A 22870-nucleotide genomic window follows, 5' to 3' on the forward strand; every position below is an offset into this window, starting at 1 on the left:
TTGCAGTGGGAAAAATATTCCAAACCATTTTACCTGTTCACAGCCCTGATGCTAATTGTGGCATTTGGAGCCATTTTTTTCTATCTGCCGGTCATGAAAGATTCGGCGGGTAATGTACTGGATTCCAGCTTTAATATATTCTATTTCCATATGCCGATTGCAATTGTTGCCTATCTGGCCTTTTTTGTTGTTTTTGTTTCGAGTATCCTCTATCTGCGTGAGAATGATTCGAAATGGGATATGGTATCTCTTTCTGCTGCAGAAGTAGGTGTCATATTTGCATTCCTTGTGCTTGCAACCGGCTCCATCTGGGCAAAAGCTATATGGGGCTGGTACTGGGTGTGGGAGCCCCGGTTAACGACATCCCTTGTGCTTTTTCTTGTGTATGTGGGCTATCTCATGCTCAGGACGGCTCTGGATGACCCTCTAAAAAGGGCCCGGTTATCTGCTGTTTTCGGGATTGTGGCCTTTGTGTCAGTTCCTTTGAGTTTTCTTTCCATTCGCATCTGGAGAAGTGCCCATCCCCTGATGTTTGGAGGCTCTCTTTATGGTCAGGAGGGAGGCGGGCTTGAAGGCTCTTCCTTACTTCTTGTGCTGCTTCTCAATATGCTGGCATTTGTGATGCTGTTTGTAAGCCTTACTTCTTTTAAGTTCCAAAATGAAAAGTTTGAAAGAGAACTGGAAATGACCAAAGGTCGTTGAGTAAAGCATATATGCCCCTGTGGGCATGAATATTGAAATATGCTATTCGATCCGATCAATATTGAAGGTTTATCCATCCCGAACAGATTTGTACGCTCAGCAACCCATGAATGGCTGGCAGAGGAAGACGGCACACCCACAGCAGCCATAGGGGATATGTATGAAGAGCTGGCCAAAAACGAGGTTGGACTTATTGTAACAGGATATTCTTATGTAAATCCTGCCGGAAAAAGCGATGGTTTGCAGCAGGGTATTTATGATGACTGCTTTATAGGCCCTTACAGGAAGATTGTTGAAAGGGTTCATTCCTATGATAGTAACATCGTTCTCCAGATTGTGCATGGAGGACGACAATCAATGGTACAGCACGGTTATCCTCTGCTTGCTCCCTCTGCGGTTGAAGACAGTTCCACCGGTAAACTTCCAAGGGCAATGACAGAAGATGAGATCTTGGAAACCATTGATGATTTTGTTAATGCTACCCGCAGGGCAATGGAGGCAGGTTTTGATGGAGTACAACTGCATTGTGCCCATGGCTTTTTGCTGAGCAGTTTTATTTCACCCTATACCAACAGGCGTGAGGATAAATGGGGTGGTTCTGTGGAAAACCGTACACGTATTATCACCGAGATAGTGCGCCGTATCCGGGAGGATGTCTCCTCCGATTTTCCTGTAATGGTCAAACTGAATGCAACTGATGGTTTCGATATATATTCTGGTCATATTAGCCTGGATGCACCTGAATGCGTGGAAATTGCTGCCCATCTTGAAAAAGCGGGTGTATGTGCCATAGAGGTAAGTGGTGGAATTGTCGAGGCTGGTTCTGTGATGTCCCAGCCCGGGGTTGATTCAGAGGAAAAGGAAGCCTACTTCAGACGTTATGCCAAGATGATAAAGGATACTGTAAGTATACCCGTAATACTGGTGGGGGGTATCCGCACAAGAGCCGTTATGGATGAAGTGCTCAGGGTTTATGCGGATATGGTCTCCATGAGCCGTCCGTTCATCAGCGAACCAGACCTTGTGAAAAAACTGGAGCGAGGTGCAGAAGGGGCGCGCTGTGTTTCATGTAACCGTTGTTTCGATAAGGGTGGCATTAGGTGCAATTATGATTTTGACCTATAAGGTCAGGATCTTTCTAAAAAATAAACAGGAAATATCGGCGGGCATAAACATTATTAATTTTTGTGCAGCTCAACTTACCCTATATATAGGGCGTTGTACATCTTATATCTCATGCGACTTGATGTATATCTTATAGAAACCGGCTTTTTCAGTTCCCGGGGAAGGGCCAAGAAGGCAATTAGTGAAGGTCATGTGAAGGTTGATGGGAACGTCACAACGAAATCTTCCCGTGAAGTGTCCGAGTTCAATGAAATAGAAGTAGATGAAGGGCTCGATAAACCCCGGGGATATTTTAAACTTCGTAACATACAGGAAAAGTTCGATTTAATCAAAGAAGGTGACAGTGTATTGGACCTGGGTTCCAGTGCCGGGGGTTTCCTGATGTTTGCATGTGAACTCGGTGCGAATGTAGTAGGGATTGAATACAGCCGCCATTTTCGCTCAGAACTTGGGAGACTGGCTTATGAAAACCCAAACATTACCATAATCTTTGATGATGTATTTACGATGCCTACTTCTAAAATACCAGGAAGTCCTTTTGATGTAGTGCTTACTGATATGACTCTTGAGCCCGAGGCTTCAATAGAGGCTCTCAGCAAGGTACTACCCCTTCTCAGGGAAGATGGAATGATTTTTCAGGTAATTAAACTGGGCAGGGGAAGAAATAAAAAACGCCTGGTTGAAAATATTAAATCGCTGGGAATCGAGGTCCTGGAAGTCCTGGATTCGGCCCAGAGGGAATTTTACGTAGTGGCAAAAAAGACATGAGGGACTTATGTTGCTCAAGGTTTATGGTAAAGGCAGGCCTTACAGGCTTTTTGCTGCAGGGATGCATGGTGGTGAATGGAAAGACACTTCCGGCCTCCTGCTGAAGTTGCAGCCTCCATTGTCGGGTTCTCTTTTCCTGTTGCCCCTTGTTGACCGGGGTAGATACCTCTCAACTCTTCAGGAAGGCTACTATAAAGGACCAGGTTCAAAAATTCCTGTTTTTGTGAACAATTGTGCGCCTGAGATATATATTGAGATTCATTCCTATTCAAAGCAAAATTTCCATAAACTTGCCGGAGGGGATCGTATTTCCAGAACAGGTGTTCCTCCTTACAGTGTGTTGGAAGAAGGCCTACTGCTTGGTTCGGTCTCTCCTCACATCAGATTACATTTCCCCAAAGAGGCTCTCTGCTTATCTCTGGAGGTGCAAAGGGAAAATCCTGCATCATATGAAATTGCACTTCATATGCTTAATAGGATTAAAGATTGTAAGGGTCGGGATGATTTCATTGCCTTTTTGAAAAAAGAATATCCATCTGCGGCTCTTAAAGCAATTGAGGATTACAAAAAGTTTTATGGCCTGTGAATATGTCACAGGCCAGACGGCCATTTAGAAAGGCCTGTTGTAGTTATGGATGTTATGTTCGGGATTCACATCCATCATATCTTTTTTCTGAGCCCGCATCATGTCGTCGATCCTCAGGATCATGGTTGCAACTTCTGAAGCAGACCTTATAGATTGGGTCTTAACACGCAGGGGGTCAACTATTCCTTTTTCAACCATGTCAAGATAGTCGCCGCTATAGACGTCAAATCCAATATTGGGATTTTCGACATGTGCATTACGCAGTTTCAGGATTACGGATGTCGCGTCCATTCCACCGTTTTCAGCAATAGCCATGGGTATGGATTCTACAGCATCGGCAAATGCAGTGATTGCAAGTTGCTCCCTGCCACCTATGGTTGAAGCATAGTTGCGCAGTCTCTGGGCAATTTCCACTTCTGCTGCACCGCCACCTGCCACGATCTTGCCATCCTCAAAGACTGAGTTGATAACATGGAGTGCGTCATCAAAGGCTCTTTCCAGATTGTCCGTGACATGCTCGGTACTTCCACGAAGCAGAATGGTAATTACCTTTGTATTTTCACATTTCTTTATGAATATCTTGGCAACGGTGGACTCTCCTTCTTCTCCGACCTCGCCTGCATGTCCCAGGTCCTCTTCACTGAGATCGAATACCTTTTTTACGATTTTTGCACCGGTTGCATAGGATATGTTCCTGATTTCATCATCACTCACTCTGCGGATGCCCATCACACCGCTCTTTTGCAAGTAATGTGCCACCTTATCACCGATGTTCTTGGAACATATTACGACGTTTGCCCCGCTCTGGATGACATGGTCGGCCATCTTTTTGAAATCATCCTCTTCACGGGTAAGGAAATCTTGCATTTCATCAGCATTGCTAATTTGTAATTTGGAAGTGTTTGATGTTTTCTGGGTTTCAAGAGGTGTGTCTATAATAGCAATTTTTGCATCCTTTACAGTTTTTGGCATACCGGGGTGTACCCTGTACTTATTGAGCATTATGCCATCGAGGATCTCTGTTTCATCGATATTTTTTCCAGATTCCTGTCTGAGGATTATGTCGTTGTCTACATTGACACTTCCCTTTTTGCTAATCTGCAGGATTGCATCCACACAAAGTGCTGCAAGTATTTCCTTATTGGTTTCGGAAGCCTTTCCTGACATAGAAGTGCTGGCTATCTTTTCAAGAGCTTCTCTGTTTCCTTCGGTTACATCTATGGCAAATTCATTGAGAATTTCCAGAGCTTTTTCAGATGCATTTTCGAATCCTCTTACGAGAACACGTGCATGCACACCTTCTTCTATAAGATCGGATGCTTTGTCAAGTAATGTACCTGCAGTTACAACTGCACTGGTTGTACCGTCACCTGCAATCTCTTCCTGGGTACGGGCAACCTCTACAATCATTTTGGCAGTTGGATGCTCGATATCCATTCCCTTGAGGATCATGGCCCCGTCGTTGGTGAGGACTATGTCTCCAACGGAGTTTACCATCATTTTGTCCATTCCCTTGGGTCCAAGGGTGGTCTTGACAATGTTTGCTACCGCCTTTGCCGCGGCGATGTTTACGGATAAAGCATCCTTCCCCTGCTTATGTTCGGTGCGGGGGTTTACGATGTAGGCGGGTTGTCCGCCGTAATGTCCTGGCATTGATGTTGAACCTCCTGATGAATAATCTGTATATAAAGAAATCTAACTGTCTATGGTTCTATAAATACGTTTCGCAGTATCTCTTTGCTATTGTTAGCCTTTTCAAAACCTTTAATATATAGAGCGGGCTCTTATAAAGCCTATGCTTTATTTTGTCGGACTTGGTTTATTTGATGAAAAGGATGTTTCTGTAAAGGGGCTTGAAGTTATAAAAAATGCCGATAAGGTGTATGTGGAATTTTATACTTCCCGATTGATGGGTGCGGATAAAGAAAAGATGGAAAACCTGTATGGCAGGGAAATACACGTTCTTGACAGGCAGGAAGTAGAGCAAGATCCCTGGTGGCTGGAAGAAGCAAAAGAGATGGATATAGCTTTTCTAACAGGTGGGGACACGATGGTATCCACTACTCATGTAGATATCCGGCTCAGAGCAATGGAGTTGGGTATTGAAACCCGTTTGATCCACGGCGCTTCCATAGTCTCCGCTATTTGTGGTCTGACCGGTCTCCAGAATTACAGGTTTGGCAAAGCGGCAACCATTCCTCATCCATACACGAGCAGCCGGGGAAATACCATTATTTCTGAAACACCCTATGATACTATTTTGCGTAACAGGCAGTTGGGTCTGCATACGGCTGTATTTCTTGATATTGATATGAATAAGGGTTACATGACGGTCAATCAGGGTATTGAACTTTTGCTTAAGATAGATGAAAAAAGAGGGCAAAATCTCATAAAAGGTTCAATAGCTGTAGGTATTGCAAACGCAGGTTCTGAAAAACCTATTGTAAAGGCAGATTTTGCTGAATATCTCGAAAGTTACGATTTTGGCTCTCCCCTGCATATTGTAGTTATTCCTGCAGATCTGCATTTTGTCGAGGCAGAGGCCCTTGTTAAACTTGCGGATGCACCTGAATCTATCCTTGAAGAAGGGGAAGAAAATTAATTTGAAGTATTTTGAGTAAAAATGTTTACTGGTGAGAGTGTAATATGGTACGTGGTTCAGTAGGAGTCATATTCGGGGAAACAGGAACTCTTAATTTCAAGTTCCTGGTATCGGACAGTACGGCAGTTCTGAGAGGCCATTATGTCAAAATATGGCATGAGACAGATGGCTGGATACTTGCACAGGTAATGTCAATTGTGCGCTCCAGTGAAAAATATTCTCTGGAAGAAGCCAAAAAAGGGCAGAGGAAAGATCGAAATGATGACCGTATAGTGGCCTCTGCCACAATAATAGGAAGCCGGGATGATCGTGGGCTTTTAAGAGCACCTATGAGTCCGTTCAGTCCGGGGGATCAGGTCTATCTGGCAGATGATACACTTATTAGAGATACACTTGGTCTTGTGGGAGATGATATGTATATCGGATTGCTTGAAGGCACCGGTATTCCTGTACACCTTAATGTGAACAGTCTTGTGCAGAAACATTGTAGCATCCTTGCAAAAACCGGTAGTGGTAAGTCTTACACGGCCGGAGTAATTCTTGAAGAATTACTTGATCATGATGTGCCTATGTTGATAATTGATCCTCATAGTGAATATTCTTCCCTTAAAGAATCAGCCAGTGGTAATGACGGTGACCTAAAAAAATACGGTATAAAATCTAAAGGATACGGCTCCATGATACAGGTTTACACTCCTGCCGACAAGTCAATAAATCCAAACGCAGATCATCTTTTCAGGTTAAATGGAGTAAATCTCACTCCCAGTGAACTGATGACTTTATTCCCTGACAATTTTAACAGTACCCATTCCGGTATTCTCTATGAAGCTGTACACAGGTTACGTGCTGATGTGGAAACCTATTTCCTTGATGATATAATCAGGGAAGTCAGCAATAATGAAAGCAAAGCCCGCTGGAATGTAATTAATTTACTTGAAGATATTAACCAGCTGGATATACTTTCCCCCCAACCAACTCCGGTTGAAGAGTTAATGCAGGATGGAAAGGCCTCGATCATTGACCTGAAAGGGGTTCCTCCCCATATACAGACAATGATTGTGGCCCAGCTCTGTGATACTCTTTTTGAAGCTCGCAAACTTGGCACAATTCCTCCGGGAATGCTGGTTGTGGAAGAAGCTCATAATTTTGCTCCTGAAAGAGGATATAGCAAGAGTTCCAGTTCCGAAATTCTCCGAACAATAGCCTCAGAAGGGCGAAAGTTTGGTTTGGGGATGCTGGTCATCTCCCAGAGGCCTGCAAGGGTTGATAAAAATGTACTTTCACAGTGTGGAAGCCAGATTATATTGAAAGTTACCAACCCCAATGACCTTAAATCTATCAGTAAAGGTCTGGAGGGTGTAAATTCCTATGTAGAAGAAGAATTGTTACGCCTGCCACCCGGAATTGCGATGCTGGTGAGCAATGATATTGAACGCCCGATTCTTGTGGACATACGTGTCAGGAAATCCAAGCATGGTGGGGAATCCGTGAAAATTCTCAATAAATCCTCGCGTAAAGTATCTCCCAAAACCAAAAAAGAGTCCAAAACAAAACCTGTAACTAAACCTGTAGAAGAAAAAAAATCCCAATCTCCGCCACCTAAAAGACAACCAAGCCGCAATCCTAAGAAAGATAGTGGTGGTCTTTTCAATAAGCTGTTTGGCTCTGAAAGTAAATAAGGTGTTATAAATGGCAGCGGATTTGAATGAGAAAGTTGGACGGTATGAAAAATTGCTTAAAAAGGCCCTGGAGCTTGCACAACCTGCTCCAAGGGCCAATTCCCATTTGATGAAAGTAGCAGATGATTACCTGGATATGGCTCAATCCTATTATAATGACGGTCTTCATTTTATTAAGATTGAGGATCCTGTAAATGCCCTTGTATGTTTCAGCTATGGGCATGCCTGGCTGGATGCCGGTGCAAGGCTTGGGATTTTTGCTGTAGATGATGATGTGTTATTTACAATATGATCTGTAATTCCTAATTCAAATTCGGTTTAAGCAGAGAATTAATATAAGTGAAACGAATATGACTGAGTTTATTGCTTAATATACTATTTGTGCTTATTAGTTTTGATGGCGATGTTTTAATTTGAGAGAATGTAGAAGTTTTAAACCTGGAGACGAAAAGTATGCCGAGTTATCATGTAACCCTTGAAGCCGCCTGGTTGGTAAGGGATGTGAAAAGCGCAGATGATGCCATTGGTGTAGCAATTGCTGAAGCCGGAAAGAGGCTCAATCCCCAACTTGATTTTGTTGAAGTTGATGTGGGTTCTACCTTCTGTCCTGCCTGTAATGAACCTTTTAGTAGTGTTTTCATAGCAGCAAATACCGGTATTGTCGGTCTTATCCTGGAAATGAAAGTTTTTGATGCTGAAAGTGACGAACATGCTTCCCGTATTGCCAAATCGGTCATCGGAAGGACCTTGAGGGATGTACCTCTTACTGTAATAGATGTCGAAGAATTTGTCAGATGAAGTGGGAGGTCTAATGTCGGGACCCATAGATGTTGTAGGACATGCGGCATTGGATTATCTTTTTGAAGTAGAACATATCGCTTCACCCAATGAATCCTATCCGATAACAAACTACGAAGTGCTTTTCGGAGGAGGTGCTGCCAACATTGCCGCAGCAATGGCGCAGTTGGGCGGTAACTCCCGCCTGGTTGCTGCTGTAGGGGATGATTTTTCCACAAGTGGCTATGAGCAACATCTGGTGAATCTGGGTGTTGATCTTTCTCTCCTTTATCATATAGAAGGTGAGGAAAGTACCAAAGCTTTTGTCTATACTGACCCGAATCATAATCAATCATCCTACTTTTACTGGGGTTCATCTTCAAAGTTGCTGGGTATGGAAACTCCAGCGCTGGATTTTGTCCATCTGGCACCCTCTGAGGCAAGTTTCAGTGCCCGGGTGGCCCAGAAATCAGAGTTTGTTTCTTTTGATCCGGGTCAGGACCTGGTTACTTACTCAAAAGAGCATCTGATTACGATACTGGATAATACGGATATTCTCTTTGCCAATATCCATGAGGTCAAGCGTGTAAAAGAGATGACGGGGAGGTCTTTTGATGATCTGAAGCAATCCATTTCAACTATTGTAGTTACCTGTGATTCCAGTGGAAGTAAGATTTATCATAAGAATAAAAAGATCGATATTCCTGTCGTGGCCGTAAAAACTGTGGATCCCACCGGGGCGGGAGATGGTTACAGAGCGGGATTCCTTTTGGCTTTCAGCAAAGGCCTACCCTTTGAGGTATGTGGCAAAATAGGTTCAACAGTTGCTTCATTTGAAGTGGAATGTGTTGGATGCCAGACCAATCTGCCAACATGGGGTGCTATGAAAAAAAGATATGAGGAGAACTTTGGAGCATTACCCCTCTGATCTCTTCTTTTTTGTTTTATTTATTTTTGTTCTCGATCACGGCCTGGGCTGCTGCCAGTCTTGCAATGGGAACGCGGAAGGGTGAACAACTTACATAGTTGAGTCCCACATTATGGCCGTATTTTACAGAAGCCGGTTCTCCACCGTGTTCTCCACAAATACCAATCTTGAGTTTACTATTTGTGTTTCTGCCCTTCTCAATACCGATCTTGACAAGCTCTCCGACCCCTTCCTGATCAAGTACTGCGAAAGGGTCCTGCTCCAGTATATTGTTCTCTATATAGGATGGGAGGAACTTACCTGCATCATCCCTGCTGAAACCGAAGGTTGTCTGGGTCAGGTCATTGGTACCAAAGGAGAAGAATTCGGCCTCTTCAGCGATACGGTCTGCAGTAAGGGCTGCTCTTGGCAATTCGATCATGGTTCCAACCAGATAATCAATGGTTGAACCGTTACAATCCATTACTTCCTGTGCAGCCGATTTCACTGTTTCCTTGATTACCTTGAGTTCATTGACATGGCTGACCAGTGGTATCATTATTTCCGGCACAATTTCAAGTCCTTCCTTTTTCAGGTCACATGCTGCTTCAATAATAGCTTTGACCTGCATCTGGTACACTTCCGGATAAGTAATGCCAAGGCGGCATCCACGGTGGCCAAGCATCGGATTGACTTCTTTGAGTGATTCTACTCCATCTATCAGTCTGTTTACTTCAGCGATCTCTGATTGTTTGGCACCCTTATTTTTCAGTTCGCGTAATTTTTCCGTGAGTTCCTCATAGTTGGGCAGGAATTCGTGAAGTGGCGGATCAAGTAACCTAATTGTGACAGGATGACCTTCCATTGCACGGAATATTCCGGTAAAGTCTTCCTTTTGCATAGGAAGCAATTTTTCAAGTGCCTTTTTCCTTTCCTGAATGCTTTCTGCCATTATCATTTCACGAACAACAGGGATTCTTTCCTCGCCAAAAAACATATGCTCTGTACGGCAAAGGCCAATCCCTTCAGCTCCGAATTCCCTTGCGACTGTTGCATCATGGGGGGTATCGGCATTGGATCTGACATTTATGGATCTGATATTGTCAGCCCATCCCAGGATGGTATCGAGTTCACCACTCAGTTCGGGAGAAATTAGTTTGACTTCTCCCAGTATGATTTCCCCTGTGCTGCCGTCGATAGTTACATAGTCTCCTTCTTTGACAGTAACGTTCCCGTTGGTGAATTCTTTTTTGTCGATGTTGATTGTAATCTCGCCACAACCGGCAACACATGGTTTACCCATTCCTCTGGCAACAACTGCTGCGTGGGATGTCATTCCGCCGCGAACAGTGAGTACACCTTCAGAAGCTGCCATTCCTCCGATGTCCTCCGGTGAGGTTTCGGTACGTACAAGAATAGTCTGTTTTCCTTCCTTGGATTTTTCTTCGGCTTCCTCTGCTGTGAATACAACCTTTCCGACTGCTGCACCTGGGGATGCCGGTAATCCTGTAGCAATCACATCGAGGTTTGCATCGGGATCTATCATTGGATGGAGGACTTTATCGATCTGTGAAGCTTCGATACGTGATACTGCAATTTCTTTATCAATGAGGCCTTCTTTTTCCATTTCCACGGCTATTCTGATAGCTGCTTTTGCAGTTCGCTTCCCGGTTCTTGTCTGAAGCATGTAAAGGTTACCTTCCTGAATGGTAAACTCTATGTCCTGCATATCCCGGAAGTGATTCTCCAGTTTCCTGTAGATGTCCACCAGTTTATCATAGACCTCAGGCATGCTGTCCTGAAGTGCTTCTATGGGTTGTGGGGTGCGTATTCCTGCAACTACGTCTTCTCCCTGGGCATTTGTGAGGAACTCGCCGAAGAAGCATTTTTCACCGGTAGCAGGGTCACGTGTGAATGCCACACCGGTCCCGGACTTGTCACCCATGTTTCCATAGACCATGCTCTGTACGTTTACAGCAGTACCCCAATTGTCAGGTATATTATTCAGGCGGCGGTATTTTATGGCCCTCTGGTTGTTCCAGGAATTGAATACAGCATCGATAGCCATCTGGAGCTGCTTTCTGGGATCCTGTGGAAACTCTTTCCCTGTATTGTCCTTTATTATTGCTTTGAATTTTTCGACCAGGTATTTGAGAGAATCCGTGTCCAGTTCGGTATCCAGTTCTACATCCAGCTCTTTTTTCCGGGATTCTATTACCTTTTCAAAATTTTCAGTAGATATTCCAAGTACAACATCTGCGAACATTGTCAGGAATCTTCTGTAACTATCATAAGCAAAACGCTCGTTAGATGTCTTTTTTGCAAGTCCTGTGACAGTTTTGTCGTTTAGGCCGAGATTGAGAACAGTATCCATCATTCCAGGCATTGAAACCCGTGCTCCGGAGCGGACAGAAAGGAGGAGGGGATTGTCCGGATCACCAAATTGTTTGTTATTTGCTTTTTCGAGTTTTTGTAAAGCCCGATCCACCTCATCAAGCATTCCGGGTGGATATTGATTGTCTCTTGTATAGAGCACGCACACTTCGGTGGTAATTGTAAAACCTGGAGGTACCGGAATACCCAGGTTTGCCATTTCGGCAAGGTTTGCGCCTTTACCACCCAGCAAATCTTTCATGCTGTTTTTTCCTTCGGTTTTATTATTTCCAAAAAGATAAACGAATTTTTTATCTGCCACTAACTTTCCTCCCATGGAAATGTAGATTCCTGATTATATGTAGGGTCCTGTTTGTTAGTAGATGACACAATAGTTCATTTTATATTAAGGTTTAACGATGCATCATATTTTGAAGCAAAAATGAAATAATTCCCGGGGTATTAATTTTGTTTAAATCCTTATTTTGTGCCCGGGAATGGCATAGATTCCTATTAAAGGTATTGCGATATATTTATATATAATAAATTTAATCTATTTATACTTCCTAATTACCTTATATAATGGAAAATGCATATGAAAAGGCTTGGAGTAGTGTCCCACCTGATAGGTGGCAGGAAACTTATAGTGAAAGGCTCCGAAAGCATGTCTTCATGCAATATAAAGGAATTGCCCCGGAAAGGGTCGGCAGTTCTGGACAAGAAGGTTGCAAGAATTGGCAAAGTTTCCGATATAATAGGGCCCGCTTCCCGGCCTTATGTCGTAGTCAGGATTTTTAGTGACGTACCGGATTCGAAGGCAAAAAGCTGGATTCGAGAAAAGGTGTATGTCAAATAACTAATGTTTGCGTTTTTATTCCGTGATTTTAATCAGAGGTCCAATACATGGTAGAAGTTGAAAGGGTAAGGTATTCAGACACTTCCGAACGAGAAAAAATGCGTGCTATGATAAAAGCGCGTCGTGAGAAGGAAAAGAATACTGATGTAGAGAATAAGGCACTTGAGTGCCCTGAGTGTGGTAGCCGCAATCTTGAACAGGATTACGAACGTGCAGAACTTGTATGTGCGGATTGTGGTTTAGTAGTCGATGCTGATTTTGTAGATGAAGGGCCTGAATGGCGGGCTTTTGACCATGACCAGAGGATGAAGCGCTCCCGTGTGGGTGCGCCGATGACCTACACGATACATGATAAAGGTCTCTCCACAATGATTGATTGGAGGAACCGTGATTCTTATGGAAAGTCCATATCATCCAAGAATCGTGCCCAACTGTATCGTTTGAGGAAATGGCAGAGGCGTATCCGTGTAAGTAATGCAACTGAACGAAACCTGGCATTTGCTCTTTCAGAACTTGACCGGATGGCCTCCGCACTTGGTCTTCCCAGGACGGTTCGTGAAACAGCAGCTGTTGTTTACAGAAAAGCGGTTGACAAGAACCTGATTCGTGGTCGTAGTATTGAAGGTGTTGCCGCAGCTGCTCTGTATGCGGCATGCAGGCAGTGCAGTGTTCCAAGGACACTGGATGAGATCGGAGAAGTATCCAGGGTCAGCAGGAAAGAGATTGGTAGGACATACCGTTTCATTTCAAGGGAATTGTCCCTCAAACTCATGCCTACTTCCCCGATAGATTACGTGCCCAGGTTCTGTTCGGGTCTCAGCCTGAAAGGCGAGGTGCAATCCCGCGGTGTAGAAATCCTGCGGCAGGCATCGGAGAAAGAATTAACAAGTGGGCGTGGGCCTACAGGTGTTGCTGCTGCGGCTATCTACATTGCCTCTATCCTGTGCGGGGAACGCCGCACACAGCGTGAGGTTGCAGACGTGGCAGGTGTGACAGAGGTTACTATCCGTAACCGTTACAAGGAACTTGCAGAGGAACTCGATATCGAGATTATCCTCTAAAGTTTGGAAGGATAATTTTAATATCCTTCAACTTCTTTTCTTCCCTATACATGCTTGCAATACTGGACATGCTGTTTGTGGGATTTGTAATAGGTCTTACAGGAGCGCTTGTGCCCGGTCCAATGCTTTTTGCCACCATTGAAAGGTCTTTGAAAAAAGGATGGAGGGCAGGGCCTGAAGTTATCCTTGGCCATGCTTTGATTGAACTTTTAATTTGTATTCTCATTGTGCTGGGCCTTACATCGCTTATAGGGGATGCGGAAATGTCCGTTATATCCTTTGTAGGGGGTATGGTACTTGTTGGATTTGGTTTACTTACGATAATACAGTCCCGGAATACATCTATCGATCCAGGATTATCCGGTGGAGTCCTGGCAAACCCTGTTTCTGCAGGTATACTAACTTCGGCTTCCAATCCTTATTTCTGGATATGGTGGCTGGCTGCAGGAAGTGCACTTGTGCTCCGGGGAATGGAGATAGGCATATTTGCTGCTGTGATGTTTGTAGTCGGTCACTGGCTGGCTGATCTTGGATGGTTTTCCTTTGTTTCCACATCTCTTAGCAAGACGAGAAGTTTCTTTTCGGGAACCGTATATAGGAGTGTCCTTGCATGTTGTGGGGTTTTCCTGATGGGATTTGGTACCTGGTTTGCCCTGGGGTGATTTGATGGAACGTTTGTGTGTGAAAGTGAAAAAACGATTTGGGGAACCTGTCAGGCAGGCACTGGCGGAGATGGATTTACTGGATAATTCATACAGGCTGTCTGCGGATGATGAATGTCTGTATGTGCCTGTTATGGATGAGTGTCCGGAAGGCGTCTGTTCAAATCTTCCCCATGCGGCAGATCTGGTCAAGCATGACCTGCAACCCAATAAGAAACAGATCACTCCCGAAGGTTTACTTGGTTTTTCTCCCTCTTTTGAAATTGTGGGGGATATTGCGATTCTTGACGGCGATGAAGAGGAACCTGAAAAAGTTGCCCGGGCTCTTCTGGAATTTCGAAAGAGTCTGCGTGTGGTTTTACAGGAGGAATCAGGGATCACAGGGGAATTTCGGGTACGCAGGTTCTGGCTGGTTGCCGGAGAAGACAGGACTGAGACGGTGCACCGGGATCATGGATGCAGGTATCTGGTGGATGTCGCGAAGGTTTATTTTACTCCCAGGCTTTCCACGGAACGCCAACGGGTGGTTTTGCAGCTGAAACCGGATGATGTTGTTGTGGATATGTTTGCAGGTGTGGGTCCATACAGTATCCCGGCGGCCAAAAAATGTGGTTATGTGTATGCGATAGATAAAAATCCGCAGGCAGTTGAGTACCTGCAAAAAAACATCGAACTCAACCGCCTGGGTAATGTTGAAGCCTTCGTGGCAGACGCCTGTGATCTTCCGGGGATGCTGGGTCAGGTAGCAGACCATGTAATCATGAACCTGCCCCATAATGCCTGTGATTTTGTCAATGAGGCCGTGGCCCTGACCAAACCCGGAGGTATAATCCATTATTATGCAATGGCACACGAAGATGATCTTTTTGGTCCCTCTCTTTGCCTGATCGAAGAGGCCGCAAAAAAAGCAAGTAGGGAATTTGAAGTGCTGGCTACTCGCTCGGTCCGTTCGTATGCCCCGCATCAGTACAATATATGTATCGATGTGCGGATTGATTGATATACAGACAAGATAGCGAAATGGTTAAATCCTAATATCCGTATCTGGATACGCCTCTGTGTGCCGTCGTGGCTTAGTGGTATAGCGGCTGATTCGTAATCAGCAGGCCGGGGGTTCGAATCCCCCCGACGGCTTTAAACCTGCAGTACCAATCCTACCCCCTTTGAATGGTCAAAAGAGGTGGATTTTCTTATTTGCTTTTTTCGAATTCTTAATAAGATCTTTATACTTGTCGGGGTTATTGTTTAGAAGCACTATTAATTCTGGAGCAAAAATGATTCCTGCTGAGTTCCTCGTCGTGTTCTTTGGACTGATTTCGATTTGACGGCAGGGCCCTTTGAAATTATTAGATATGTTTATATCTGTAGTAGTATTTTTATTATTACCGTTTAGTAATTAAGTAAAGAATGGAGTAATGATTGTATGGGACTTTCTGGTATTTTTGGTAATGCAGGTGTTGTTGAACCTGAGAAATTGGAATCGGATTATGGACAACTTATGTGTGACGGGGAAACAATAGAGATTGGATTTGTTGTTATTCGTGACACTTTCATTTTCACAAATAAACGGTTAATTGTCGTTGATGTGCAGGGAGTTACGGGTAAGAAAAGAAGTTATCTGTCCATTCCCTATGACAAGATATCAAAATACAGCATTGAAACTGCAGGGCATTTCGATCTGGATGCAGAACTTAAGATATGGATTGGTAGTGATCCACGGCCGATTGAAAAGACCTTCAACAAAAAAGTGGATATCTATGAGTTGCAGAAAGTATTGTCCACTCATGTGCTTGGCTGATTTTATCGGATTATGATTTTTTATTTAGCAAGGTGGGCTACCTGTATGCCCGCTGAATTTATTTTTATTATTTTTACAGGAGTTTTTCTGTGTTTGTTAACCCGGGTTGCTATTGCAGGGGTTTAACGGTTTGTTGTTTTTGGAATAACTAATGCAATAAAATTATATGCATTGTATTATTTCCCCTATGTATTATCACAATTAATGAGAGATCACAATGGCCAGGGAATCAACGGGTGAGAATATCAATTTTGAGGAAAAGTTGTGGCAGACTGCAGATAAACTCCGGAATAATATGGATGCTGCGGAGTATAAGCATGTCGTATTGGGCTTGATTTTCCTGAAGTATATTTCCGATGCTTTCGAGGAGAAGTACACTGAACTCAAAGAGGACGAGTGGGCCGATCCTGAGGATCAGGATGAGTACCTGGCCGAGAATATTTTCTGGGTGCCGCCGGAAGCCCGCTGGGAGTACCTGCAGAACAATGCCAAGAGACCGAATATCGGCAGGCTTGTCGATGATGCGATGGCTGCGATTGAGAGGGATAATTCCACCCTGAAAGGTGTGCTGCCGAAGAATTATGCCCGGGAGGCGCTGGATAAGCAGCGGCTCGGGGAGTTGATCGACCTGATCGGTACGATAGGACTGGGAGATCGGGAAAACCGCAGCAGGGATGTGCTGGGCAGGGTTTACGAGTATTTCCTGGGCAGGTTTGCGGATGCAGAAGGCAAGCGTGGCGGCCAGTTCTATACCCCGCGCAGCATTGTGAGGGTGCTGACCGAGATGATCGAGCCGTACCACGGCAGGGTGTACGATCCGTGCTGTGGCTCGGGCGGGATGTTTGTGCAGAGCGAGAAGTTCATTGAGGCCCACGGTGGCAGGGTTGATGATATCGCGGTGTACGGGCAGGAGTCCAACCAGACGACCTGGCGGTTGTGCAAGATGAACCTGGCCATCAGGGGCATAGATGGTAATATCCAGTGGGGCGATTCCTTCCATGATGACCGGCACAGGGACCTGAAGGCGGATTTCATCCTGTCCAATCCGCCGTTTAATGATTCGGACTGGAAGGGCGACCAGCTGGCCGATGACAGCAGGTGGCAGTTTGGCAGGCCGCCGAAGGGCAATGCGAATTTTGCCTGGGTGCAGCATTACATCCACCATCTCTCCCCTACAGGCATTGCGGGGTTTGTGCTGGCCAATGGTTCGATGTCCTCAAATACTGCAGGCGAGGGTAAGATTCGCAAAAGTATTGTGGAAGAGGACCTGGTGGATTGCATGATAGCCCTGCCGGGCCAGTTGTTCTACAATACGGGCATCCCGGCCTGCCTGTGGTTTGTGACCCGCGACAAGCAGAATAACAAGTTCCGGGACCGCCGGGGTGAGGTGCTGTTCATCGATGCCCGGGAGATGGGTTTCTTGCGGGATCGCACCCACCGGGAACTCACGGATGAGGAGATTAAGCAGATCGCCGACACCTACCATGCCTGGCGCGGTGAGGATGTCGGATTTACGTATGAGGATGTCCCCGGCTTTTCCAAGTCCGCAAACCTCGAGGAGATCGCAAAGCACGACCACATCCTGACCCCGGGCCGTTATGTGGGCTTTGCCGAGGAGGAAGAGGACGATGAGCCCTTCGAGGAGAAGATGGAGCGGCTGACGACTCAATTGGCGGAGCAGTTCAGGGAGTCCCGGGAGCTGGAAGAGCGGATTAAGGAGAATTTGAAGGGGATTGGGTATGTCTCTTAATTGGAATACATTTGTTTTTTTTGATACAAACTGTCTGAGATCTACTAAGAATGGTAAAGTTATTTATGATTCTTTCGATTTTAGTCTTGACTATGAAAAATTGGAGGAATTTATTTCGGAAAATGAACTTTCCGATAGTGTACATTTGGGAGTATCGAGTATTGTAATTGAAGAATTAAAAAAACAAAAAGTTGAAGCTTACCATGAAGATGTCAAAGAGTTTCAGAAGAGTATGCGTGAACTAGAAACTATTAAAGATCGTCTATCTAAAATTCATGAAGCATGCTATATTCAGGAAAGTAATGTGCCACAAGTTTCAATATCTGATATGAATTCCTATATCTCTAATTGTGCTGGGGATTTTTTAGATGAGAAGAATATAAGTATAGTTGATTTTCCAGAGGCTAAGTTAGAAATTGTTTTTAAAAACATAATTAGAAGAGCTTTGGAAAGAAATCATCCTTTTAAAGAAGCACGTAATGGTAAGAAACTATACAAGGATGCTGGATTTAAAGATGTACTTATCTGGGAATCTTTATTGCATTATCCATATATTAATAATTATGATTTAATTATATTTGTTAGTAATGATGATGACTTCAGAATGTGTGAACAAGAATTTATTGACAAATTTGACAAACATTTTGAACATTGCAATACTTGTACAGAAGTAATTGATAAATTAACAGATACTTATTTTATGGGCAATATAAATTATGCAAAAATTATTATTTTTGCTCATGGCGAATATTTCAATGATTTCTTAAGAGTCCAGCTTTCGGAATTTGATAATATTATCTTGGATGACAAACAATATGATGTAACTGATTTCCAAATACTTAATTCTTGTAAATCTGTATTTGAAGATGAATATGGCTCTTTTTTTGTAAAATCATTATTACAAATTCAATATTTAGATGAAAATGGAAAAAAGCAAAAAAGTGATTTTGAAGCAGATACAATGCTAGATGATACTCTTGCTCCTGAATATACATCTTTCGATGAGGTGTTTGAGTGATGAAACAAGAATCTCACTTACAACGAAAAATAAATCTCAAAAAAACTGATGTTGGTACTATTCCTGAAGGTTGGGATGTAGTAAGAATTAATCAGATTAAATCAAATAAAAAATATGCTATTGCAATGGGTCCCTTTGGTTCAAATATTACAAAAGATAATTTTATTCCATCAGGTATACCTGTAATTCGAGGTACAAATTTAGAAGATTTCAAATTTAAAGAAGAAGACTTTGTTTATTTAAGCGAAACGAAGGCAGACGAATTAAAGGCTAGTAATGCCTTCCCAAAAGATATTGTAATCACTCATCGAGGTACACTTGGACAGGTTGGTATCATTCCAGAAAACTCAAATTATTCTCGTTATGTGGTTTCACAAAGTCAAATGAAACTATCATGTGATGAAAATATTGTAAATCCTTATTTTGTGTATTATTTTTTGAAATCCAAGAGAGGTCAACATCTTTTGTTGTTGAATAAATCTCAAACAGGTGTTCCTGCCATTGCAAGACCTACTACCTCATTAAAAGGAATAAAAATACCTTTCCCAAATTTTGATGAGCAAAATGCAATCGTTGATATTTTAAGGTCCTTGGACGACAAGATCGAACTCAACCGCCGGATGAACGCCACCCTCGAGCAGATCGCACAGGCCATCTTCAAGCAATGGTTCATCGATTTCGAATTCCCGGATGAGAACGGGCAGCCCTACAAATCCAGCGGCGGTGAGATGGTGGAGTCGGAGCTGGGGAGGATTCCGCGAGGGTGGGAAGTAAAGGAGCTAAAAAATTTTGGTAATATAATATGTGGAAAAACACCATCAAAGAAAATACATGATTACTATGAAGACGGAACTATTTCATTTATTAAAATTCCAGATATGAGGAATAAAATATTCCCTATTGATACTGAAGATAAATTATCTAAAAAAGGTGCAGAAGCAATTTACAAGAAAAAGGTCCCTGCAAATTCAGTTTGTGTAAGTTGCATTGCAACTGTTGGTTTAGTTTGCTTGACAAATGAGGAAGCATATACAAATCAGCAGATCAACTCTATCATTCCAGTTTCGAGTGTGAGTCCTTACTATCTTTATTTTGCTATGAGAGAACTATACGAAAAGTTACATTTGTGGGCTAGTGGTGGTTCGGCGACACTTAACCTCAATACAAAACAATTCTCTGGAATAAAGATAGTTATGCCACCAGCAGATGTCATGGTAAAATTCGATGATCAGAATGATTCCATTTTCAAGAAAATACTTTGTAACTCTGTAGAAAGCAAAGTACTTTCTCAAACCCGCGATTTATTGCTTCCTAGACTAATGTCTGGTAAAATTAGGATTCCAGTTTGAGGTTAAAGTATGAATACATCTTGAATATCTTTAAAAGTTACTTTTTATGGTATATAAGTTAGAATAAGCAAATTATCGCCACATAAACCCATAAGTGTATAAAAAAATAAATTTTATATCTATTTGATGAATTGACTATTTATATAACTTATATTGGAGAAATTCATGAAGACCTTTATAGATAAATTATCGTCTTATAACTTATTTAATTACTTATTTCCGGGAATTATATTTGCAGTAATGTCTGAAAAAATAACTCCATATTCATTTTTGCAAGATGATATTGTTGTTGGTTTCTTTGTTTATTATTTCATTGGATTAGTAGTAAGCAGATTCGGGTCATTGGTGGCTGAGCCCATTTTAATTAAAGCAAAATTTTTGAAATTTGCTACATATGATGACTATGTCAAAGTCTCTCAAAAAGACCCTAAAGTTGAATTGTTGTCAGAAGTAAACAACATGTATAGAACAATTAGTTCATTATTTATTCTTTTAGTTTTTCTTAAGCTATATTCATTAGTTGAATACAGCTGTCCAATAATAAAGCATTCAAGATTTCTTCTTTTAGCACTAATTATGCTAATTACCTTCTTATTTTCTTATAAAAAACAAACAATTTATATTACAAACCGCATTAATACAAAAAAGTGATTATATGAGTTTAATAAAATCATTTTCTGTCGGTGCTGGGGATATGTTTTACATAAAGCATAATTCTGATAATTTTTCGATTATAGACTGCTCTTTAAATGATGAAAATAAAGATAAAATAATTAGTGAAATTAAAATAATGTCTAAAGACAAAAATATCACTCGCTTTATTTCCACTCATCCAGATGAAGACCACATTGGTGGGTTACATTACCTTGATGATGAGATAAATATTTTTAATTTTTATTGTGTCAAGAATGAAGCAATCAAAGACATTATCACTCCTAGTTTCAAAATATATTGTGAATTGAGAGATTCTGATAAAGTTTTTAATATTTTTAAAGATTGTTCTCGGAAATGGATGAATGTAAGTGATGATGTTAGGGGGTCTTCAGGCATTAATATTCTATGGCCAAATACAAATAATAAGTTTTACAAAGATGCTTTAGATATTGTTAAGAATGGAGGTAGCCCAAATAATATTTCTCCAATTATAAGTTATAAATTGGATAAGGGTGTAACAATGATTTGGATGGGGGACTTAGAATTTACTTTCATGGATAAAATAAAGGATATATTAAAATTGCCACAAGTTGATATATTGTTTGCTCCCCATCATAGTAGAAAAAGTGGTAAAATGCCTAAAGAATTATTGGATTGTTTAAATCCAAAAATTATAATAATTGGCGAAGGTCCTCATGAAAATTTGAATTATCATGGAGATTACAATACAATAACTCAAAATTCAGCTGGTGACATAACATTTGATTGCCAGCAATATAAAGTTCATATTTATGTTTCTAATGAAAAATATTCTGTTAAATTTCTTGATGATGAAAAGATGACAAATTTTAGTGGTTATATTGGTACTTTGAATTTGTAAAATAAAAGTAATAAAGATAATTTCATTCTCAAATGCAAGTAATTCTATGAAAAACATTCTGTTGGAATAAATATTTAGCTCAAAGTAAAAATTCCCTTTTCTAAATTGGTTATGGGGGAAATATAATAAAGAAAGAAGTAAAGTTATTGCTTGCAAAAGCAGAAGAATCCTTGATTATAAGCATTGAAATTTTTAATAGACCTTGGAATACGGGTCGCATTGAATCTTTTTTAATTTTATTTGATCATTCATTTGAGCTACTCTTAAAAGCTGCTATTATTCATAAGGGTGGAAATATTTCTAAAAAAGGAAGAAATGAAACTATTGGTTTTGATCAATGCGTACGTTCAGCAATAGGATATAAGATCATAGATGAGGAACAAGCTTTAGTTATTCAGACCATAAATGGTTTTAGGGATGCTGCACAGCATTATATTTTAGATATTTCAGAACAACATCTTTATTTGCAATCTCAAGCTGGTTTTACTTTATATTGTAATATCCTTCAAAATATTTTCAATAAAGATATTGGAAAAGAGTTGCCCAAAAGGGTTCTACCTCTTTCTACTACTCCACCGCTGGAAATTGAACTTTTATTTGAAAATGAAATAAAAGAAATCAAAAAGTTATTAATGCCAAATAAAAGGCGTAAGGCTGAAGCAATTAATAAATTGAGAAGTTTAGCAATATTTGAAAGTACCCTGAATGGGAATACTCTACAACCAAGTGACCAAAAATTGATTGAAATTACAGAAAAAGTAAAGGATGATGAACCATGGGAAACTATATTTCCGAATGTTGCATCAGTAAAATTTGCATCAGGGGATACAGAACACAATGTATCACTGAAGCTAACTAAGAAAGATGGGCTTCCAATTCATTTAGTACCTGAAGGTACTCCAGATGCTACTGCTATAGCAACCAGACGTGTAAATGAATTAGATTATTACAATTTAGGACATAAGAAATTAGCTGAAAAAGTGGGTTTAACTTCTCCAAAGCTCACTGCACTGGTTAAATGTCTTGGTTTGAAAGAAGACCCTAAATATTTTAAAGAAATTAAAATTGGGAAATCTAAGTTTGGGCGTTATTCACAAAACGCAATTCACTTTATTAATGAAAGATTAAAAGAAATTGATATGGATCAGGTATGGGCTAAATATAGGCCTCGTAGAAGGTGAACTTGGCTTTCTTTAATTACAAATTTCATCCTCTACTCTAGCAATCCATTCATTACCAAAAACTACCAATTCCTACCAAATTGGTAGTAATCTATTTATTTCAATAAATACCAAAAACTACCAGAAACTAACGGATTGGTAG

22 protein-coding genes and 1 tRNA gene are annotated in these 22870 nt (G+C 41.7%); 21 read left to right on the top strand and 2 right to left on the bottom strand.

What is annotated here, in order from left to right:
- Positions 1–48: 48 nt before the first annotated feature.
- The 4 genes from EFE42_RS07860 to EFE42_RS07875 all read left to right on the top strand — a co-directional run bounded on the left by EFE42_RS07860 (position 49) and on the right by EFE42_RS07875 (position 3181).
- Positions 49–702: a cytochrome c biogenesis protein gene (locus EFE42_RS07860; RefSeq protein WP_123136758.1), complete on the top strand. Its 654-nt coding sequence runs from the start codon at positions 49–51 to the stop codon at positions 700–702.
- A 39-nt stretch (positions 703–741) separates the two neighbouring features.
- Positions 742–1827, top strand: a complete 1086-nt coding sequence (locus tag EFE42_RS07865; RefSeq protein ID WP_123136725.1) for a HisA/HisF-related TIM barrel protein — start codon at positions 742–744, stop codon at positions 1825–1827.
- A gap of 111 nt (positions 1828–1938) precedes the next feature.
- Positions 1939–2595, top strand: coding sequence for an SAM-dependent methyltransferase (locus tag EFE42_RS07870; RefSeq protein WP_123136726.1), 657 nt, complete (start codon positions 1939–1941; stop codon positions 2593–2595).
- Between the two features lie 7 nt (positions 2596–2602).
- On the top strand, positions 2603–3181 hold the full coding sequence (locus tag EFE42_RS07875; protein ID WP_123136727.1) for a DUF2119 domain-containing protein: 579 nt from the start codon (positions 2603–2605) through the stop codon (positions 3179–3181).
- A 24-nt stretch (positions 3182–3205) separates the two neighbouring features.
- Here EFE42_RS07875 and thsA read toward each other — a convergent pair whose 3' ends face one another.
- Positions 3206–4834: a thermosome subunit alpha gene (gene thsA, locus EFE42_RS07880; RefSeq protein WP_123136728.1), complete on the bottom strand. Its 1629-nt coding sequence runs from the start codon at positions 4832–4834 to the stop codon at positions 3206–3208.
- 142 nt (positions 4835–4976) lie between these two features.
- On the opposite strand from thsA, the gene dph5 reads away from it, so the two are divergent.
- The 5 genes from dph5 (at position 4977) to EFE42_RS07905 (ending at position 9167) form a co-directional block, all read left to right on the top strand.
- Positions 4977–5783 (top strand): diphthine synthase, encoded by an 807-nt coding sequence (gene dph5, locus EFE42_RS07885; protein ID WP_123136729.1) that lies wholly within the window; start codon positions 4977–4979, stop codon positions 5781–5783.
- A gap of 44 nt (positions 5784–5827) precedes the next feature.
- Positions 5828–7462: an ATP-binding protein gene (locus EFE42_RS07890; protein WP_123136730.1), complete on the top strand. Its 1635-nt coding sequence runs from the start codon at positions 5828–5830 to the stop codon at positions 7460–7462.
- Positions 7463–7472: 10 nt separating this feature from the next.
- Positions 7473–7754 (top strand): DUF357 domain-containing protein, encoded by a 282-nt coding sequence (locus tag EFE42_RS07895; protein WP_123136731.1) that lies wholly within the window; start codon positions 7473–7475, stop codon positions 7752–7754.
- Positions 7755–7915: 161 nt separating this feature from the next.
- Positions 7916–8260, top strand: coding sequence for a DUF555 domain-containing protein (locus tag EFE42_RS07900; protein ID WP_072359494.1), 345 nt, complete (start codon positions 7916–7918; stop codon positions 8258–8260).
- 13 nt (positions 8261–8273) lie between these two features.
- Entirely contained in the window at positions 8274–9167 is an 894-nt protein-coding gene (locus tag EFE42_RS07905) for a carbohydrate kinase family protein (RefSeq protein WP_123136732.1), read from the top strand.
- Between the two features lie 16 nt (positions 9168–9183).
- Here EFE42_RS07905 and ppdK read toward each other — a convergent pair whose 3' ends face one another.
- Positions 9184–11856 (bottom strand): pyruvate, phosphate dikinase, encoded by a 2673-nt coding sequence (ppdK, locus tag EFE42_RS07910; protein ID WP_123136733.1) that lies wholly within the window; start codon positions 11854–11856, stop codon positions 9184–9186.
- Between the two features lie 258 nt (positions 11857–12114).
- Between ppdK and EFE42_RS07915 the strand changes: the two genes are divergently transcribed.
- The 12 genes from EFE42_RS07915 (at position 12115) to EFE42_RS07970 (ending at position 22728) form a co-directional block, all read left to right on the top strand.
- Positions 12115–12375 (top strand): H/ACA ribonucleoprotein complex subunit GAR1, encoded by a 261-nt coding sequence (locus EFE42_RS07915; RefSeq protein ID WP_158599208.1) that lies wholly within the window; start codon positions 12115–12117, stop codon positions 12373–12375.
- Between the two features lie 47 nt (positions 12376–12422).
- On the top strand, positions 12423–13436 hold the full coding sequence (locus EFE42_RS07920) for a transcription initiation factor IIB (RefSeq protein ID WP_072359502.1): 1014 nt from the start codon (positions 12423–12425) through the stop codon (positions 13434–13436).
- 50 nt (positions 13437–13486) lie between these two features.
- Positions 13487–14098 (top strand): LysE family transporter, encoded by a 612-nt coding sequence (locus EFE42_RS07925; protein ID WP_123136735.1) that lies wholly within the window; start codon positions 13487–13489, stop codon positions 14096–14098.
- 4 nt (positions 14099–14102) lie between these two features.
- On the top strand, positions 14103–15098 hold the full coding sequence (locus EFE42_RS07930; protein WP_123136736.1) for a class I SAM-dependent methyltransferase family protein: 996 nt from the start codon (positions 14103–14105) through the stop codon (positions 15096–15098).
- Between the two features lie 62 nt (positions 15099–15160).
- A tRNA-Thr gene (locus EFE42_RS07935) sits at positions 15161–15232 on the top strand.
- 289 nt (positions 15233–15521) lie between these two features.
- Positions 15522–15896, top strand: a complete 375-nt coding sequence (locus tag EFE42_RS07940) for a PH domain-containing protein (RefSeq protein ID WP_123136737.1) — start codon at positions 15522–15524, stop codon at positions 15894–15896.
- Positions 15897–16113: 217 nt separating this feature from the next.
- Positions 16114–17646 carry a class I SAM-dependent DNA methyltransferase gene (locus EFE42_RS07945; protein WP_123136738.1) on the top strand — a complete coding sequence of 511 codons (1533 nt, stop codon included), beginning with the start codon at positions 16114–16116 and terminating at the stop codon, positions 17644–17646.
- The gene (locus EFE42_RS07950; RefSeq protein WP_123136739.1) at positions 17636–18664 is read left to right on the top strand and encodes a PIN domain-containing protein; all 1029 of its coding nucleotides are present in this window, start codon (positions 17636–17638) and stop codon (positions 18662–18664) included. Before EFE42_RS07945 ends, EFE42_RS07950 begins: the two co-directional genes overlap by 11 nt.
- The gene (locus EFE42_RS07955; protein WP_123136740.1) at positions 18664–20013 is read left to right on the top strand and encodes a restriction endonuclease subunit S; all 1350 of its coding nucleotides are present in this window, start codon (positions 18664–18666) and stop codon (positions 20011–20013) included. The genes EFE42_RS07950 and EFE42_RS07955 overlap by 1 nt, the downstream gene beginning before the upstream one ends.
- A 165-nt stretch (positions 20014–20178) precedes the next feature.
- The gene (locus tag EFE42_RS07960) at positions 20179–20664 is read left to right on the top strand and encodes a hypothetical protein (RefSeq protein ID WP_123136741.1); all 486 of its coding nucleotides are present in this window, start codon (positions 20179–20181) and stop codon (positions 20662–20664) included.
- A 4-nt stretch (positions 20665–20668) separates the two neighbouring features.
- Positions 20669–21547 (top strand): MBL fold metallo-hydrolase, encoded by an 879-nt coding sequence (locus tag EFE42_RS07965; RefSeq protein ID WP_123136742.1) that lies wholly within the window; start codon positions 20669–20671, stop codon positions 21545–21547.
- Between the two features lie 146 nt (positions 21548–21693).
- Positions 21694–22728, top strand: coding sequence for a DUF3644 domain-containing protein (locus EFE42_RS07970; RefSeq protein ID WP_123136743.1), 1035 nt, complete (start codon positions 21694–21696; stop codon positions 22726–22728).
- Positions 22729–22870: the final 142 nt, after the last annotated feature.

The sequence above is a fragment of the Methanohalophilus sp. RSK genome (assembly GCF_003722075.1).
GTDB lineage: Archaea > Halobacteriota > Methanosarcinia > Methanosarcinales > Methanosarcinaceae > Methanohalophilus.